This window comes from Curtobacterium sp. VKM Ac-2865, assembly GCF_015350905.1.
Classification (GTDB): domain Bacteria; phylum Actinomycetota; class Actinomycetes; order Actinomycetales; family Microbacteriaceae; genus Curtobacterium.
Window position 1 is genome coordinate 653,240 of sequence record NZ_JADKRZ010000001.1, and the last position, 14,123, is coordinate 667,362.

Below are 14,123 nucleotides of genomic sequence, written 5' to 3' on the forward strand. Positions count from 1 at the left end.
GCCTGGTCACAGCGCCGTGCGGCGTGCTGATCACATCGCGAGGAGCTGGGCGTTCCGGGCTGCGATCTCCTCGTCGGTGTCCGGAGAGATCATCGGCAAGCCGAACTCCTCGGTCTCCGACTGGATCTTCTCCGCGGTGGGGCGGAAGCTGCGCTCGTACTCGGCGAAGGCGGCGAGGACGTCACCGTCGGTCGTGACGAAGGCGTCGTACAGGGCGGTCGCACCGAGGATCGCGACGGACCCGCCCATGCCGGCAGCGGGTGAGGGGCAGTAGGCGGCATCGCCGACGAGCCCGATCCGGCCCGCCGACCACGCGGGCAGCCGGTTCTGGCTGAGCTTGTCGAAGTAGAAGTTGTCGGCGTTCAGGGCCTGGTCGAAGACGTCCGAGAACGGCTGTCCGGCGTCGGCGAACACCTCGCGGATGATCTGCTTCTGCGCCTCGACGTCGTGGTGGTCGTAGGCGATCTCCTCGTCGGACTGGAACATGAACACCACGTCGGTGCTGTGCTCGTACGAGTTCAGCAGCAGCGTGCGGCCGGGTGCGTTCTGGATGCGCGACGTCCACGGCTGGATGAACATGTCCTGGACGACCGTGACGGACGTGTAGTGGTGCAGGAAGTGGCTGTGGTCCGCTTCCGGACCGAACGAGAGCCGCCGCACGGTGGAGTGGTTGCCGTCGCAGCCGAGCACCATCGCGAACTCCCGCTCCGGCCCGTGGCGGAACGAGGCACGGACACCGCCGGGCGTCTCGGTGAGTGCGGTGATCGAGTCGCTGAACGTCACCTCGACGGTGTCCTCGATCTCGGCGAAGAGGATGTCGAGGAGGTCGTCGCGGTGGACCTCGACGTCGTCGAAGCGGTGGATCTCGTAGTCGTCGATGACGATGCTCGCGTCCGAGCCGCCCGAGGCGTCCGGGTCAGCGGTCACGACGGGGGTGCCGTCGAGGTCAGCGATCACGGTGGTCCGCGGCGGCAGTGCCTTCGCGCGGACCGCCGGGAGGACGCCCATCCGCTCGAAGATCTCCATCGCGTCGCGCCGGAGGTCGACCGGCGTCCCGCCCCTGCGGAGCCCCGGCGCCTGCTCCACGATGGTGACCTCGTACCCGAGGCGTCGCATCCAGATCGCTGTCGTCATCCCCGCGAAGCTCGCCCCCGAGATGAGGACCCGGTCGGGCTGCTGCATGGTTTCCGTGCTCATGGTGTTCCTCCCTGGCGGACTGCCACGATCAATCGTGGAGTGACTCTACTTTTCGCAGCGTAGCACCGTTCTTGGAGTGACTCCACGTTTGTGGGAGGATGTCGTCGTGCAGGATCAGATGGGTCTCCGGGAGCGCAAGAAGCTCGAGATGCGGCAGCGGCTGGCCGACGTCGCCGCGCAGCTCTTCATGGATCGCGGGTACGACGCCGTGGCCATGTCGGACGTCGCGCGGGCCGCCGGGGTGGCAGACCAGACCGTCTACAACTACTTCCCGACGAAGCCGAGCCTCGTCCTCGACCGGGCCGACGACATGCTCGAACGCGCCCGTCACGCCGTCCTCGAGCGCGCTTCGGACACGACCCCGGCTGAGGCCCTGAGCGCGCAGGTGCACGGCGACATCGACCACTTCGCTGCCCGCGACGCTGTCTTCGCACGCGGCGAGTTCCCCGCGCAGTCAGTGATCAGCGACTCGCTCCGCCGCTATGCGCTGGAGTTCCGCCACGACCAAGCCGAGGCGATCGCCGCGGCCATCGGGCAGACGGATCCGGACGTGCCCGCCCTCATCGCCCGTGTCCACGCCAGCGCGCTCACGACCGTGATGCAAGCGGTCACCGACCGCATCGGGGCGGCGATCCTGGCTGGCGCAGATCTCGGAGCCACCGCCCGTGAGCTCCACGTCGACGTCGACGTGGCGCTCATGGACGCCTCGGGGGCGTTCCGGTCCACCACGGCGCGGTTCGCAGGGCCGTCCTGACGCCGGCGCGAGGGCTCAGCTGTAGGAGGCGCGGTTCACAGCGACGAGGAAGGGCCCGGTGACGCTGCCGCCGGCTCGGACGTAGTCGCCGATGACCTCCATCGCCAGGTCGCGGCGCTCCGGCACGCGCTCCTGCCGGGCAGCCGCGAGCCAGCCCGGCATCTCGTCGCGCGTCCGGTCGGTGCAGTAGACGGGCGAGCCGGGCTGCTGGCGCCACGACTCGGCGAGGACGCCCGCGTCGACGGCGTCGAACCCGGTCTGCTCCACGAGCCGCATGGCGAGGACGCGATCGGCGTCGCGGTCGGCCGCCACGGGGATCGCGACGCGGTCGGGGTCGCCGGGTTCGGTGGCCGTCGCGTCGAGGGACTGCGACGTGATGGCGTTCCACGCCTTGACGACGGGACGCCCGAACAGCCGGGACACCCACACGCTCTCGGGGGTTCCCTCCTCGAACTCCCGCACGGAACCGTCGCGCGCCGGGTAGTAGTTGGAGGTGTCGATGACCACCGCTCCCTCCGGCGCTGACCGGACGTGGTCGGCGATGTCGGCGTTCCGGTTCATGGGCACCGACACGATCAGCACGTCGACGTCCTGGGTCACGTCTGCAGCGGCGACGGCCCGGGCGCCGGTGCGGAGTGCCGCGTCGTCGATGGTCTCGGGGCCGCGCGAGTTCGCGATGACGACGTCGTGCCCGTGCCGGGCGAGACGGCGGCCGATGGTGGAGCCGATGGACCCGGCGCCGATGATCCCGATCTTGAGCTGGTCTTCGTGTGCAACAGACATGCGACTAGGGTCAACGTTCTCACTAGTGTGAAGGTCAAGTCGCCCGAGGAGGACGCATGCGCATCGGAGAGCTCTCGAAGCGGACCGGGGTGGCGTCCCGCATGCTCCGGTACTACGAGGAGCAGTGCCTCATCACGCCGCGACGCCTCCACAACGGGTACCGCGAGTACGACGAGTACCTGGTCGACCGGGTGGGCAAGATCAAGGGGCTGGTCGACGCGGGCATCCCCACGCGCATCGTGACGAGCATCCTGCCGTGTCTCGGGCAACCGCAGACCATCGTCGTCGAGAACGCCGAGCCTGGCCTGTTCGAGCTGCTCGAGACCGAACGTGACCGGATGAGCGAGAAGATCGACTTCCTCACCCACAACCGGGACGCCATCACCAGCTACCTCCGAGCCCTCGAGCTCGCGGGCGTCGAGTCGCCGGAGAGCAAGGCGAGCTGACCCGCTGGTCCAAGACTTGACCTTCACACCAATGTGAAGGTCGAGACTGCTCAGATGAGCACTGACGTCCACTTCACCCCCGCCACCGACTCGGTCGCCATCGTTGCCGATGGCGACGCGTCCTCCACCAAGCGGTTGTCACCCGGCGAGGTCCTCACGATCTCCGTCCTGGTCTTCTCCGCGTTCGTGGCGTTCCTGTCCGAGATGGTGGTCGGGGTCGCACTGCCGCAGATCATGGTCGACCTCGACATCACGGCGACGACCGGGCAGTGGCTGACCACCGGGTACGCACTCACCCTCGCGGTCGTCATCCCGACCACCGGCTACGTCATGCAGCGGTTCCAGCTCCGCACGATCTTCATCGCGAGCGTCGGGATGTTCACCCTCGGCACGGCGATCGCCGCCGTCGCCCCGGGGTACGAACTGCTGCTCACCGGACGGATCGTGCAGGCGCTGGGGACGGCCGTCCTGGTGCCGCTGCTGATGACGACCTCGATCGGACTCGTCGCGCCGTCTCGTCGTGGTCAGATGATGGCGCTCGTGACCGCGGTGACGGCCGTGGCGCCAGCGGTCGGGCCGGCGTTCTCGGGCCTCGTGATGTCGCAGTTGACCTGGCGGTGGCTGTTCATCATCATCCTGCCGCTGGCGGTCATCGGCCTCGTGATCGGCGCGGTCAAGATGCCGAACCTGACCACCCCGAAGCGGATCCGCTTCGACCTCCTGTCGCTCATGCTCTCCGCGATCGGGTTCGGCGCCCTGGTCTACGGACTGGCGACCGCGGGCGAGTCTGCCGGTGGCAGCTTCTCGATGTCGACGTGGGTCGCCCTCCCGCTGGGCGTCGCCGGGATCGCGGCCTTCGTGTGGCGTCAGCTCCGGCTGCAGCACCGTGGCGCCGCAGTCCTCGACATGCGGATCTTCACCCACGCCTCGTTCGCACGCCCCGTCATCGTCTTCGTCTTCCTCGTGATGGGCGCCTTCAGCCTGGCCACCGTCCTGCCCCTCGTCCTGCAGGAGTCCCTCGGCCTCGGGTCGCTGGAGACGGGGCTGCTCATGGTGCCGGGCGGCGCGACGATCGGGATCGTGTCGGTCCTGGTCGGTCGGTACTACGACCGACTCGGAGCTCGCGGGCTCGCGATCCCCGGGACGATCGTGGTCGCTGCCGGGTGGTGGTTCATGACCACGTTCACCGAGGACACCTCGGTGGGGGTGGTCCTCGCCACCTACGTGGTCATCTGCGCCGGACAGGCGTTCGCCTGGGTCGCCATCTTCACCATGTCCCTCGGTTCCCTCCCCGGCACACTCACCGGCCACGGCAGCGCTGCGCTCAACAGCATCCAGCAGCTCGGCGGCGCCGCCGGCCTGGCCGTGCTCATCGGCGTCCTCAGCGCGACCGCCGGCGTCACCGATGCGGCAGCGATCGCGGCCGGTGCCCGCGCCGCCTTCACGGTCGGCGCCGTCCTGGCCCTCGTCGCACTGGTGCTCGCCCTGTTCCTCCCCCGGCACTCGCGCACCACCGACCAGGCCTGACGGGCCTGACCGGCTGACAGGGCAGGCCCCTCGCCAGGGGTTCCCCGCCAGGGCCTCCCCCGGACCCGGTCCACACGCGACGATCAGACGGTGGCAGCCCCGACGACGACCGACCCCCAGGCACCGCCGACCCGGAACGTCGCGCGGCTGACGCTCCTGCTCGCCGCCCTCGGCTTCTTCCTCATCACCCTCGACATCCTGATCGTCAACGTCGCCCTGACCACGATCGGCCGAGAGCTCGGCGGCAGCACCTCCGGGCTGCAGTGGGTCATCGACGCGTACACGCTGCTGTTCGCGTCGCTGCTGCTGTTCGCCGGCAACCTGTCGGACCGCATCGGCGCGAAGCGGGCCATCGGCTGGGGCATCGCCGGCTTCCTGCTCGCGTCCGTCGCCTGCGCCCTCGCTCCGACGCTCGGCGCACTGATCGCCGCCCGCGCGGTCCAGGGAGCGACGGCCGCGGTCATGCTCCCGGCGTCGATGGCCCTCGTCCGCGAGGCCTTCCCCGACGCACGTGAGCGCGCCCACGCGCTCGGCCTCTGGGCGGTCGGCGGTGCGGTCGCCGGGGCCGTCGGGCCGGTCCTCGGCGGCGCACTCACGACGCTCGACTGGCGGCTCGTGTTCGCGATCAACCTGCCGGTCTGCGTCGTCATGCTCGTGCTGCTCGCCCGGGTGGCCCCGTCGCAGCGACGCCCCAGCCGGTTCGACCCCGTCGGTCAGGTGCTGGCGCTCGTCACGCTCGTGGGACTCGTCTTCGGCCTCATCGAGGGCGGCGCGGACGGCTTCGGCGCCTGGTACGTCGTGAGCGCGCTCGTCGTCGCGGCGGCGGCACTCGTCGGGTTCCTGCTCGTCCAGGCCCGCGGACGCTCCCCGATGATGCCGCTCGACCTGTTCCGCTCGAGCGGGATGCGGATCGCGCTCGGCGTCGGCTTCGCGTTCATGGTGGGCAACTTCGGCAGCGTGTTCGTCCTGAGCCTCTACCTGCAGCAGCACCTCGGGCTGTCGCCCCTGGCCGCCGGGCTGGTGTTCCTGCCCTCCGCGGCCTTCAGCATCGTCGGCAACGTCGTCAGCGGCACGCTCGCGAACCGGTTCGGTGCGCGGGTCCCGGTCGTCGCCGGGCTCGCCTCGATGGTGCTCGGCCTGGCGGTGATGACCGTGCTCGCTCCGTCCGACTCGGTCCTCGGCGTCGCCGTCTGCACGGTCCTGACCGGCGCCGGTGGTGCCGTGGCCATGCCGCCGGCGACCTCCGTCGTGCTCGCCGCGGTCCCCGCTGATCGCGCCGGGACCGCCAGTGCGGTGTTCAACACGTTCCGGCAGGTCGGTGGCGCCGTCGCGATCGCCGTGTTCGGGGCGTTCCTCGCGGACCGGGCGCACTTCGTCGCAGGAACGCAGCTCAGCTGCGTCGTCGCCGGGACCGTCATCCTCGTGGCCGCGGTGGCGGCCACCCGGATCCGGACCAGGTGACGGACTGGAGGCTCGGTACCAGCTGGCACCGAGCCTCCAGGCCGTCATGCGGTCGCGATCAGCGGTTGGTCTGCTCTTCGAGGAAGTCCGGGTAGCGTCCGCCCACGATCTCGACGGAGTCGGAGAGCGCCGTCAGGCGGTCGACGTCGGCGTCGGACAGGTCGACGTCCGCAGCACCGATGTTCTCGGTGAGCCGGTGCGGCTTCGTCGTGCCGGGGATCGGGACGATCCACGGCTGCCGGGCCAGGAGCCACGCCAGCGCGACCTGTCCCGGCGTCGCGCCGAGTCCGCTGGCGATCGCCTTCACGCCGTCGACGAGTGCCACGTTCGAGGTGAGCGCATCGCCCTCGAACCGCGGGATGCTGGCGCGCAGGTCGTCCTCGCCGAACGTCGCCGATGCGTCGATGGTGCCGGTGAGGAACCCCTTGCCGAGCGGGCTGAACGGCACGAAGCCGATGCCGAGTTCGGCGCAGGCGTCGAGGACCCCGTCTTCCGGGCGACGCCACCAGAGCGAGTACTCGCTCTGGATCGCGGTCACCGGCTGCACGGCGTGCGCGCGGCGGATGGTCGCCTCGGCGGCCTCGGACATGCCGTAGCGGAGCACCTTGCCCTCGGTGATGAGGTCCCGGACGACGCCGGCGAACTCCTCGATCGGGTGGTCGGGGTTCACGCGGTGCTGGTAGTAGAGGTCGATGTGGTCCGTCCCGAGGCGCCGGAGGGACCCCTCGGCGGCTGCGCGGACCTCGTCGGGTCGGAGCAGGCGGCCGAGCGGTTCGTGGGTGTCGGGGTCGATGGCGTTCGCGAACTTCGTCGCGATCGTCACGCGGTCACGGACGGGGGCGAGTGCTTCGCCGACGAGTTCCTCGTTGCGATGCGGTCCGTAGGTCTCGGCGGTGTCGAAGAGGGTGACGCCCTGGTCGACGGCACTGCGGAGCAGGTCGACCATCGCGGAACGGTCGGGACTGCCGCCGTAGCCACCGGTCATCGTCATGCAGCCGAGTCCGACCTCGGCCACGTCGAGGTCGGTTCCGAGGGTCCTGGTCTTCATGCGTGTCCTTCTCTCGGTCGGGGTGCTGCGGTGGCGTCGAGCGCGTCGCGGGGATCGGTGGTGTCGCGCGCGTCGCGGTGGTCGGTGGCGTCGAGCGCGTCGCGGCGGTCGGTGGCGTCGACCGAGCCGAGCAGTCGGAGCGCGTCGGCGGTCGGCGAGCCGGGTTCGGCGGTGTAGAGCAGGAAGCTCAGACTCGGGTCGCTCATCAACCGGGTGCCCTCGAAGAACAGGTCGAGCGCACCGACCATGGGGTGGACGAAGTGCTTCTCCCCCGTGGCGTGCCGACGGACGTCGTGCGTGCCCCACTTCGCCCGGAACTCCGGACTGCGCGTCGACAGCTCACCGACCAGGTCCTGCAGGTCCTTGTCGTGGGGGTCGTGCCCGGCGGCGGTGCGGAGGATCGCGACGCTCTGGTCGGCGGCGAGGTCCCAGTCCGGGTAGAACGCGTCCGCCCAGTCGCGGTCGAGGAACGCGGCGCGGGCGAGGTTCGGGCGCTCGGCCGTGCGGTAGAGGTCGGCGTAGAGGGCCCGCCCGAGGGTGTTCGCCCCGAGGAGGTCCAGGTGGTCGTTCCGGATGAACGCCGGACCGCCGGTGAAGGCGTCGAGGGTGAGCTGCAGGCCGAGGCGCAGCGTCTTCGGCGTGGTCGACCGTCGTCCTGCTCGGACCGGAGAGACGTTCGCGGCGCGGGCGAGGTCGAAGAGGTGGTCCCGCTCGGCGTCGTCGAGGAGCAGCGCACCGGCCACGGCGTGCAGCACGCTGTCGGAGGCCCCGGCGAGGCTGCCGCGCTCGAGTCGGGCGTAGTACTCGACGCTGACGTCGGCGAGCATCGCGACCTCACCACGACGGAGCCCGGCGACCCGGCGGTTCGGTCCCGTCGGCAGGCCGACCTGCTCCGGGCGGACCCGGGCACGGCGGCTGACGAGGAAGTCCTTGACGTCGTCGCGGTTCGTGCTCATGAGGTGACCCTACGAGAGCACGTCGGGGCGCGGAGTGATCCGGACGGTCGCCGAGGTCGGGCCGTCCTGCAGCATCGGCGGCAGGTACTGGCTGCCCGCGTACTTCGTCTCGTAGGCGGCGTCGATGCGGCTGTTCAGGTCGGGCCCGATCGCCTCGAACGTCACCTCGTGGTCGGCTCCGGCGACCGTGATCCTGCCGGCGCCCTGCTCGATGGCGGAGCGGTACCAGCGGGAGCGTCGCCCGTTGTACGCGCGGACGTAGAGGTCGCCGTCGACGACGACCGACCAGATCCAGGTCGGCGTGCCGTACGTCGTGCCGTCCGCGCGGAAGGGGCTGACGTGGAGGTCGTCGCTGGCTGCGATCGCGGCGATGGTGTCGGGGGTCCAGGTGGACATGGTGCTCCTGTTCGTGGGGTTGCCGGCGCGGGTGCCGTTCGTCAGTGCCCGGCGAGGTCCTCGTCGGAGACGTGCTCGAGCCAGGTGGTCGTGGTCGAGGGGTCGTCGGCGTTCTCGAGCATCGCGAGGTGCTCCATGAAGGTGTCCTCGGCGGACGCGTGGAAGTGCTCCTCGCCGGGCGAGACGTGGACCGTGTCACCGGGGTGTGCGGTGATCACCGTCCCGTCGCGGGTCCCGAAGTGCGCGACGCCCTGCGTGACGCGCAGGAACTGGCCGCGGGCGTGCGAGTGCCACGCGGTGCGAGCACCGGGAGCGAACTTGACGAGGGCGAGCGTGGCGCGCTGGTCGTCGTTCTGCGGGGTGGCGATCGGGTCGACCCAGACGTCGCCGGCGAACTGCTCCGGCGGGTTCTTGACGGTCGGTGTCTTCGGCAGGATCTCCTGCGACATGGTGGTCCCTTCGGGGTCGGTGTTCGCGCGGCGCGGGTGGCTGGCGCGGCGTCGTCCACGCTACGAGCGGGGCAAGCGCTGAGGGATGCCCTGACGGGGAAGCCCTCCCCGCTCCTTCAGTCGTCTCCCGCGGGTGCGGCGGCGTTCACCTGCGCCAGCCCGTTGAGCGTGCGCGGGTAGCCGACCAGGGGCAGGAGGACCGTGAGCACGTCGAGGAGCTGGGCGCGGGTGGTGCCGACGTTGCGGTTCGCGGCGACGTGCCCCTTGACCTGGGTGTCGGCGCCGCCGAGCGCGACGAGCAGCGCGAACGTGATCAGCTCGCGGTGCTGCAGGTCGAACCCGGTGCGCGTGTAGTGGTCGCCGAAGCAGTTGGCGGACAGGAACCGCTGGAACCGGAGTGCGTCCGCTGGAGCGTCGTCGTACATGGCGTCGACGGTCTCCGTCCCGACGATCTGGCGCTGCACCGCGATACCCAGGTCCATGCGGTCCGCCGGTGTGGTGGTCGACTGTCCGGGCAGGGGCAGCGCGACACCGCGTTCCGTGAGGACCTCGTTGGTGATCGCGATGAAGTCGACGACGCGGGCGACCCCGACGTAGGCGACGGCCTGGTAGGCGACCTCCTTCACCTGGACCGGGGTGACGCCGTGCTCGAGCGCTGCTCTGAGCAGGCTGCGGAACGGAGCGTGCGCGCCGACGGCGATCGTCGCTGCGAGCTGGTAGGTGAGGCGGTCGGCACGGCTCAGGGCACTCTCCGCGAGCACCTCGCCGAGCGCGAAGTCGGCGTGGTACGCCCAGAACTCCGGGTCGGTCTCGGCGAGCGAGGTGGTCGCGTCCGGGAACAGCGTCGCGAGTTCCTGCTGCGCGTCGTCGTGGATGGTCATCGGGGCTCCTGTCGTCGTGCGAGCGCAGCGGTGGTCCGACTGCACCCGTTCGACGCTAGGAGTGGGAGTCCTGACCTGGGACACCCTGTCAGGGAACCGCTGTCGGGACCGCCGTTCCGTGGTGGGCCAGGTCGATGTCGCGAGGAGTCAGAGGGCGGCAGCGAGACGACGGAGCCGTGTCGCGGACTCGGAGCCGGGTGCCGCCGTCCAGAGCACGATCTGCTGGTCCGGGTCCATCGCGGAGGCGAGGATCTCCCAGTCCAGGGTCAGCTCGCCGACCACCGGATGGTACAGGGTCTTGCTGCCGGTACCGCGGCCCGCGACCTCGTGCGCCGTCCAGATGTCGGCGAACTCGGGGAACTGCGCCGACAGTTCGCTCACGATGCGGGTCAGTTCGGGGTCGTCCGGGTACCGGGCGCTGTCCCGGCGGAGCTGTGCGATCGCGAGTTCGACGACGCCCGGCCAGTCCGCGTACAGACTCCGCATCGCGGGATCCGCGAACAGGAGCCTGATGAACGTCCGGTCCTGTTCCGGGATGGCGCCGAAGTCGGTGATGAGCGCCGCTCCGAGCCGGTTCCAGCCGATGACGTCGGTGCGTCGTCCGAGGACGAACGCCGGCGTCGTCGCGAGGTCGTCGAGCGCGCGTTGCAGCGGGGCCTGGACGACCTGTCGTCGGGGTCGGGGTGGCTCGATCTCGGGCTTCCCGGCGAGTTCGAACAGGTACGCCCGGTCCTCGTCGCCGAGCCGCAGCACCCGCGCCAGGTCGGCGAGCACCGGCGCGGACGCGGACATCCGTCCTTGCTCGATGCGGGTGTAGTACTCGACGCTGATCGCTGCGGCCTCCGCGACCTCGCCGCGGCGCAGGCCCGGCACACGTCGTGCTCGTCCCGCCGTGGGCACCCCGAACGACTCCGGGTCGAGTTCCGCACGACGGGCACGGAGGAAGTCACCGAGTTCACGAGCTCGCACGTCCATGGCCATCTGGTGATCCTGCCATCCGGAAGGGGGCAGAGAACTCTGCCCTGCACGAACGCGAGCCGCGCTGTCAGAGTCGTCACCATCAACGTGCGTCGTGAGGAGACACCATGAAGGTCATCGGTCTGACCGAGTTCGGAGCAGCTTCCGTGCTGCGGCCCCTGGACGTGCCGGAGCGGCACGCCGGGCCCGGAGAAGTCCGCGTGCGCGTCCGCGCCGCCGCCGTCAACCCGGTGGACGCCATCATCCGTGCGGGGGGCTTCGCCGGCAACGACCGCGCGGTCACCGAGCCCGTCGTTCCCGGCACGGACGTCGCCGGCACGATCGACGAGGTCGGCACCGACCAGCCCGACGGGTTCGACCTCGCCATCGGGGACGCCGTCTCCGGGTTCGTCGTGCCGGACGGCAGCCACGGCGGCTACTCGGAGCAGATCGTGCTCCCGGCACTGTCCGTCACCCGGATGCCCGCGAACGGCAGCTACGCCGAGGGGGCAGCGTTCCTCTCGAACGCGCTCACGGCCGAGATCACGCTGGAACACCTCGCACTCGACCCCGGACAGACGCTCGCCGTCACGGGAGCGACCGGCGCCGTCGGCGGGTACCTCGTCGAACTCGCCGCACAGCGCGGCATCACCGTCATCGCGGACGCCCGCGCTGAGGAGTCCGACCGCGTCCGCGCGCTCGGTGCCACGGTCGTCCTGGACCGCGAGGACGACTTCGTGGCCGGGGTCCTCGCTGCGACGGACGGTGTCGGCGCCGACGCGCTCGCAGACCCGGCGATCCTGACCGACCGGGTCATCGGCGCGGTCCGCGACGGTGGGCAGGTCGCCTTCTACCTGCCCACTGACATCGACCCGGGCCGCGGCATCCGCGTCTTCGGGTCGTACGTCATGCGCTCCAACCTGCGGCACGACGCCATCGAGCGGTTGGCACGGGCCGTGGAGCGCGGCGACCTCACCGCGACCGTGGCGGGCACCCTCCCCGCAGAACAGGCAGCGACCGCCCACGACCGTCTCGAGCACGGCGGCTTCCGCGGCCGCCTCGTCCTCGAGTTCTGACCATGACCACCACGAAGGAGCACCCGATGGACACCACAGCAACCCACCCCGCAGTCGGACAGACCTGGCTCGCCGACCTCGGCCCCGACACGCCCCTCGGCCACTTCACCGTCGAGATCACGTTCGACACCGAGACCCAGGTCACGTTCCACGTCACCGGCGGTGCGATCGCCGGGCGCACCGAGACGATGCCCTACACCACCATGAAGGTCCGCGACGGGCTGTACGTCGTGCGCTGGACGGAGGCCGACGCCGGCGACCACGTCACGCACATCGAGGACTACGACAACGGCACCTGCATGGCCAGCTCCGTCGTCGGCGGCGAGTTCATCCAACTGGCCGGCAGCTGGACCCGCGTCCGCTGAGCGCGGCTCAGCGGGACGATCCTCCGGGAGTCGCCCGGTCGTAGGCCACGAGGAGTCCTCGGACGAAGTCCTCGACGACCTGGCGATCTGCCTCCCCCAACGAGTCGATCAGCGACTCGACGCCATCGATCAGCGGCGCGACGTGACCGTACGCACGTTCTGACGTCTCGTCGGACGCAGTGACGACGAGCTTGCGCCGGTCGGACGGGTGCGGCTCGCGCCGGAGGTGCCCGGCGGCCTCCAGCCGGTTCAGGACCAACGTCATCGCGGCCGTCGAGACACCGAGCCGCCGCGCGAGCTCCGTCGGGGTTGTCGGCCCCGTGGTCATCAGGTGGTCCATCGCTTCCAGACCGGTCCGGTCGACACCGAGTTCGGTTGCGAGGTACTGCTCGAACCGCTCCTGGCGGATGGAGATCTGCTGCACCTTCGACCGGAGGTCACCGCTTGCAGCGTCGCTGCCGTCGCGGCGAGCAGCAGTCCGTGCTGCTCGGTCCGCAGGAGTGGGCGGGGTCGGGACCGGTTCCGGCTTGACGTCCATGCCCCCCATGGTAATACTCAGAGTTGCCAATCGGATTGATTATCAACAGAACCAGCAGCTGAGGACCACCATGCCCCGCACGAAGACCGCTCTGATCTCCGGGGCCAGCATCGCTGGACCAGCCCTGGCCTCCTGGCTCGTCTCCTCCGGGTGGCAAGTCACCATCGTCGAGCGCGCCCCGGAACTCCGCACCGGTGGGCAGAACATCGACGTCCGCGGCGCCGGCCGCACCGTGGCACGCCGCATGGGTGTCGAGGACGCCATCCGTGATGCCACCACCGGAGAGCTCGGCACCGAGTTCGTCCGTTCGGACGGCAGCACCGTCGCGCGGTTCCCGGCCGGCACCTCCGACACCACCGGGGCGACGGCCGAGCTGGAGATCCTGCGTGGCGACCTCGCCCGCCTCCTCGTCGATGCCGCGGGCGACGGCGTCGAGTACGTCTTCGGCGACAGCATCACCGCGATCGACGACCAGCACGACCACGTCCGGGTGTCGTTCGATCATGGAGACGACCGCAGCTTCGACCTCGTCGTGGTCGCGGACGGCATGAACTCGCGGACGCGGCGACTCGTGTTCGGTACCGCTCCGACCATCCGACCGCTGGGTCTCAACACCTCGTACCTGACGATCCCGCGGACCCCTGCGGACAGCGACTGGGCTCGCTGGTTCAACGCCCCCGGCGGACGCACGATGACCCTCCGTCCGGACACCAAGGGCACGATCCGAGCCACGATGTCGTTCCTCGCGGGACCCGGCGCCCACGACGGCCTCACAGCCGACGAGCAGAAGCGCCTGCTGCGCGAGACGTTCATCGACGCCGGTTGGGAGGCACGACGCATCCTCGACGGGCTCGAACAGGAGAGGGACCTCTACTTCGAACACATCGGCCAGGTGCAGGCGCCGACCTGGACGTCCGGCCGGGTGGCACTCCTCGGCGACGCAGCCTGGTGCGCTTCACCGATCAGCGGCATGGGCACCAGTCTCGCGCTCGTCGGCGCCTACGTCCTCGCCGGCGAGCTCGCCGCGCACGTCGACCACCGAGACGCCTTCCGGGGCTATGAGCGCATCATGCGGCCCTACGTCACGCAGGCCCAGAAGCTCCCGCCGGGCGCCCCTCGGATCGCCAACCCCCGGACCCGCATCGGGATCGCTGCGCTCAACACGGCCGCGAAGGTCGGAGCGAGCCGGGCCTTCAGCGCGATCGGGGGGAAGCTGTTCTCGCCGCCGGCTGATGCGATCGATCTCCCTGACTACGCACATCTCACCCGGCAGGGCTCCGACCGCTGAC

The 14,123-nt window shown here is 70.4% G+C and carries 16 protein-coding genes; 7 read left to right on the forward strand and 9 right to left on the reverse strand.

The genetic code is table 11. The annotated features are described in order from the left end of the window. Window positions 1-30 precede the first annotated feature (30 nt). Window positions 31-1,197 (reverse strand): FAD-dependent monooxygenase, encoded by a 1,167-nt coding sequence (locus ITJ54_RS03100; protein ID WP_194625822.1) that lies wholly within the window; start codon window positions 1,195-1,197, stop codon window positions 31-33. A 106-nt stretch (window positions 1,198-1,303) separates the two neighbouring features. Between ITJ54_RS03100 and ITJ54_RS03105 the strand changes: the two genes are divergently transcribed. Continuing rightward, complete coding sequence (locus tag ITJ54_RS03105; RefSeq protein WP_194625823.1) at window positions 1,304-1,951, forward strand: TetR/AcrR family transcriptional regulator; 648 nt, start codon at window positions 1,304-1,306, stop codon at window positions 1,949-1,951. A 15-nt stretch (window positions 1,952-1,966) separates the two neighbouring features. On the opposite strand, the gene ITJ54_RS03110 is transcribed toward ITJ54_RS03105, so the two are convergent. Then, window positions 1,967-2,734 (reverse strand): NADPH-dependent F420 reductase, encoded by a 768-nt coding sequence (locus ITJ54_RS03110; RefSeq protein ID WP_194625824.1) that lies wholly within the window; start codon window positions 2,732-2,734, stop codon window positions 1,967-1,969. A gap of 56 nt (window positions 2,735-2,790) precedes the next feature. Between ITJ54_RS03110 and ITJ54_RS03115 the strand changes: the two genes are divergently transcribed. The 3 genes from ITJ54_RS03115 to ITJ54_RS03125 all read left to right on the forward strand — a co-directional run bounded on the left by ITJ54_RS03115 (window position 2,791) and on the right by ITJ54_RS03125 (window position 6,168). Beyond that, complete coding sequence (locus tag ITJ54_RS03115) at window positions 2,791-3,180, forward strand: MerR family transcriptional regulator (RefSeq protein WP_194625825.1); 390 nt, start codon at window positions 2,791-2,793, stop codon at window positions 3,178-3,180. 54 nt (window positions 3,181-3,234) lie between these two features. Beyond that, window positions 3,235-4,707: a DHA2 family efflux MFS transporter permease subunit gene (locus tag ITJ54_RS03120; RefSeq protein WP_194625826.1), complete on the forward strand. Its 1,473-nt coding sequence runs from the start codon at window positions 3,235-3,237 to the stop codon at window positions 4,705-4,707. 90 nt (window positions 4,708-4,797) lie between these two features. Beyond that, complete coding sequence (locus ITJ54_RS03125) at window positions 4,798-6,168, forward strand: MFS transporter (RefSeq protein ID WP_323741577.1); 1,371 nt, start codon at window positions 4,798-4,800, stop codon at window positions 6,166-6,168. 58 nt (window positions 6,169-6,226) lie between these two features. On the opposite strand, the gene ITJ54_RS03130 is transcribed toward ITJ54_RS03125, so the two are convergent. The 6 genes from ITJ54_RS03130 to ITJ54_RS03155 all read right to left on the reverse strand — a co-directional run bounded on the left by ITJ54_RS03130 (window position 6,227) and on the right by ITJ54_RS03155 (window position 10,879). After that, a complete protein-coding gene (locus ITJ54_RS03130; RefSeq protein ID WP_194625827.1) occupies window positions 6,227-7,216 on the reverse strand; it encodes an aldo/keto reductase in 990 nt (329 codons plus the stop codon). Then, window positions 7,213-8,172, reverse strand: coding sequence for a helix-turn-helix transcriptional regulator (locus ITJ54_RS03135; RefSeq protein ID WP_194625828.1), 960 nt, complete (start codon window positions 8,170-8,172; stop codon window positions 7,213-7,215). Before ITJ54_RS03135 ends, ITJ54_RS03130 begins: the two co-directional genes overlap by 4 nt. A 9-nt stretch (window positions 8,173-8,181) precedes the next feature. Beyond that, window positions 8,182-8,568 (reverse strand): DUF2255 family protein, encoded by a 387-nt coding sequence (locus ITJ54_RS03140; RefSeq protein ID WP_194625829.1) that lies wholly within the window; start codon window positions 8,566-8,568, stop codon window positions 8,182-8,184. Window positions 8,569-8,609: 41 nt separating this feature from the next. After that, window positions 8,610-9,017 carry a cupin domain-containing protein gene (locus ITJ54_RS03145; protein WP_194625830.1) on the reverse strand — a complete coding sequence of 136 codons (408 nt, stop codon included), beginning with the start codon at window positions 9,015-9,017 and terminating at the stop codon, window positions 8,610-8,612. Between the two features lie 116 nt (window positions 9,018-9,133). Next, window positions 9,134-9,898, reverse strand: a complete 765-nt coding sequence (locus tag ITJ54_RS03150) for a carboxymuconolactone decarboxylase family protein (protein ID WP_194625831.1) — start codon at window positions 9,896-9,898, stop codon at window positions 9,134-9,136. A 147-nt stretch (window positions 9,899-10,045) separates the two neighbouring features. Next, window positions 10,046-10,879 (reverse strand): helix-turn-helix domain-containing protein, encoded by an 834-nt coding sequence (locus ITJ54_RS03155; protein WP_194625832.1) that lies wholly within the window; start codon window positions 10,877-10,879, stop codon window positions 10,046-10,048. 104 nt (window positions 10,880-10,983) lie between these two features. On the opposite strand from ITJ54_RS03155, the gene ITJ54_RS03160 reads away from it, so the two are divergent. Continuing rightward, a complete protein-coding gene (locus ITJ54_RS03160) occupies window positions 10,984-11,931 on the forward strand; it encodes a quinone oxidoreductase family protein (protein ID WP_194625833.1) in 948 nt (315 codons plus the stop codon). A gap of 2 nt (window positions 11,932-11,933) precedes the next feature. Then, window positions 11,934-12,296 carry a MoaF-related domain-containing protein gene (locus ITJ54_RS03165; protein ID WP_194625834.1) on the forward strand — a complete coding sequence of 121 codons (363 nt, stop codon included), beginning with the start codon at window positions 11,934-11,936 and terminating at the stop codon, window positions 12,294-12,296. A gap of 7 nt (window positions 12,297-12,303) precedes the next feature. On the opposite strand, the gene ITJ54_RS03170 is transcribed toward ITJ54_RS03165, so the two are convergent. Next, window positions 12,304-12,834 (reverse strand): MarR family winged helix-turn-helix transcriptional regulator, encoded by a 531-nt coding sequence (locus ITJ54_RS03170; RefSeq protein WP_194625835.1) that lies wholly within the window; start codon window positions 12,832-12,834, stop codon window positions 12,304-12,306. A gap of 70 nt (window positions 12,835-12,904) precedes the next feature. On the opposite strand from ITJ54_RS03170, the gene ITJ54_RS03175 reads away from it, so the two are divergent. After that, window positions 12,905-14,122: an FAD-dependent monooxygenase gene (locus tag ITJ54_RS03175; RefSeq protein WP_194625836.1), complete on the forward strand. Its 1,218-nt coding sequence runs from the start codon at window positions 12,905-12,907 to the stop codon at window positions 14,120-14,122. Window position 14,123 lies beyond the last annotated feature (1 nt).

Coding starts and splice junctions, on each gene's coding strand:
- ITJ54_RS03175 (WP_194625836.1), top strand. CDS start 12,905: ATGCCCCGCACGAAGACCGCTCTGATCTCCGGGGCCAGCATCGCTGGA.
- ITJ54_RS03120 (WP_194625826.1), top strand. CDS start 3,235: ATGAGCACTGACGTCCACTTCACCCCCGCCACCGACTCGGTCGCCATC.
- ITJ54_RS03115 (WP_194625825.1), top strand. CDS start 2,791: ATGCGCATCGGAGAGCTCTCGAAGCGGACCGGGGTGGCGTCCCGCATG.
- ITJ54_RS03150 (WP_194625831.1), bottom strand. CDS start 9,898: ATGACCATCCACGACGACGCGCAGCAGGAACTCGCGACGCTGTTCCCG.
- ITJ54_RS03130 (WP_194625827.1), bottom strand. CDS start 7,216: ATGAAGACCAGGACCCTCGGAACCGACCTCGACGTGGCCGAGGTCGGA.
- ITJ54_RS03135 (WP_194625828.1), bottom strand. CDS start 8,172: ATGAGCACGAACCGCGACGACGTCAAGGACTTCCTCGTCAGCCGCCGT.
- ITJ54_RS03145 (WP_194625830.1), bottom strand. CDS start 9,017: ATGTCGCAGGAGATCCTGCCGAAGACACCGACCGTCAAGAACCCGCCG.
- ITJ54_RS03160 (WP_194625833.1), top strand. CDS start 10,984: ATGAAGGTCATCGGTCTGACCGAGTTCGGAGCAGCTTCCGTGCTGCGG.
- ITJ54_RS03110 (WP_194625824.1), bottom strand. CDS start 2,734: ATGTCTGTTGCACACGAAGACCAGCTCAAGATCGGGATCATCGGCGCC.
- ITJ54_RS03155 (WP_194625832.1), bottom strand. CDS start 10,879: ATGGCCATGGACGTGCGAGCTCGTGAACTCGGTGACTTCCTCCGTGCC.
- ITJ54_RS03170 (WP_194625835.1), bottom strand. CDS start 12,834: ATGGACGTCAAGCCGGAACCGGTCCCGACCCCGCCCACTCCTGCGGAC.
- ITJ54_RS03140 (WP_194625829.1), bottom strand. CDS start 8,568: ATGTCCACCTGGACCCCCGACACCATCGCCGCGATCGCAGCCAGCGAC.
- ITJ54_RS03100 (WP_194625822.1), bottom strand. CDS start 1,197: ATGAGCACGGAAACCATGCAGCAGCCCGACCGGGTCCTCATCTCGGGG.
- ITJ54_RS03165 (WP_194625834.1), top strand. CDS start 11,934: ATGACCACCACGAAGGAGCACCCGATGGACACCACAGCAACCCACCCC.